Here is a 1,454-nt window from a genome sequence, read left to right as displayed (position 1 = left end):
AGTGCGGCGCTGATGTTGATCGCTCGCAGCATGTTGTAGGCCAGGACCGAGAGCGCCATTTCGGTTTTGGTTCCTTTGAGGTTTCGGGTGAGGAAGCGTCCGCCCGCCGTCATCCGCTTGATGGTTCCGAACGGATGCTCGGCAGCGCATCGTCGCCTTTGCATCATCTGCGGCGTGGCGCGCTCGCTCATCCGGTTGAGCGCGTCCTCGTGCAGGTGTCGGGTGACATAGCGGCGCGCCGCCGTGGTGCATTGCGTCTTCAGCGCGCAGCCCGAGCAGTCGTTGCAGCCGTAGATGACGCTGGTGCTGTCGCGGTGCAACTGCTTGCGCACCAGCCGCCGGCCTGCCGGGCAACGGAAGGTGTCGCTACTGGCCTCGTAAACGAAGGCGGAGCGGTCGAACAGCGTGCCGTCGCCGTGATTGTTGATGGCGCGGTTGGCCGGCACGCAAGGCATGATGCCTTCGGCCTCGCAGGCGCTCGCCTGCGCTCCGTTGGAGTAACCGGCATCGGCCACCACGGTCAGCGCCTCGCAGTCCAGAACCTGTTTCGTTGCCGTGGCGATGGGATGCAGCATGCGGTTGTCGGTCGCCTCGTCCGTCACCTCATGGTGGATGATCAACCCGGTATCGGCATCGACCGCCGTCTGCACGTTGTAGGAGGGCGGCTTGCCACCCCTGCCCATGCCCATCGGCCGGGCATCCTCCTCGCCTTCGACCAGCGTCGTGCGGCCTTCAATATCAAGCCTGGCGGCCATCCGGCCGAGTTCGGCGCGGCGGGCTTGAAGCACGGCGAGTGCCGCTTCGACCGCCTCCGGCGCATCGTCGGGTTCGGCCGCGTCGGCCTCGTCGAGGCCTACAAGATAGGCGGCGATCCTGCCATCGAGGCGCGCCGCCGCCTGCTCAATCTCCTTGCGTCCCACGATCTTCTTGCGGCTCGCCGCAGCCCGGAACTTCGAGCCGTCCAGCGCCACCAGCCGAGCCGCAAACAGACCTGCATCCCGGCACAGAAGCACGAAGGCTCGGCAGGCGCCCACGATCGCCGGCCCGTTGTCGCGGCGGAAGTCGGCGATCGTCTTGAAGTCGGGGGCAAGCCGCCGCAGCAGCCACATCGACTCGACATTGCGCCGGCATTCCCGCTCCAGCCGACGCGACGAGCGCACCTCGTTGAAGTAGCCCCACACGTAGAGCTTCAAGAGATCGCGCGGATCGTAGCCGGGACGCCCCGTCGCCGCCGGAACCGCCCGGCCGAAACCGAGACCCGTCATGTCCAGCCCGTCGACAAAGGCATCGATCACCCGCACCGGGGTATCCCGCGCCACGTAATCCTCAAGCCGCGCCGGCAGCAGCGCAGCCTGACCCCGCTCATCTCCCAAAATGTAGCTCATGAAAATGGCCGCACCCTTCCAGATGCGGCCATCATACCTGATTTGCTTACCGAGTTCTCACACAGCCTG

The 1,454-nt window shown here is 66.1% G+C and carries 1 protein-coding gene; it reads right to left on the bottom strand.

The genetic code is table 11. The features are described 5' to 3' along the window. Positions 1 to 1,385 (bottom strand): IS1182 family transposase (locus XW59_RS29180; protein WP_137327122.1); only part of this gene is annotated, 1,385 nt, incomplete at its 3' end. Between the last annotated feature and the right edge of the window lie 69 nt (positions 1,386 to 1,454).

This window comes from Aquamicrobium sp. LC103 (assembly GCF_001014615.2).
Classification (GTDB): domain Bacteria; phylum Pseudomonadota; class Alphaproteobacteria; order Rhizobiales; family Rhizobiaceae; genus LBCQ02.
This window is presented reverse-complemented; position numbering and strand designations above follow the sequence as displayed.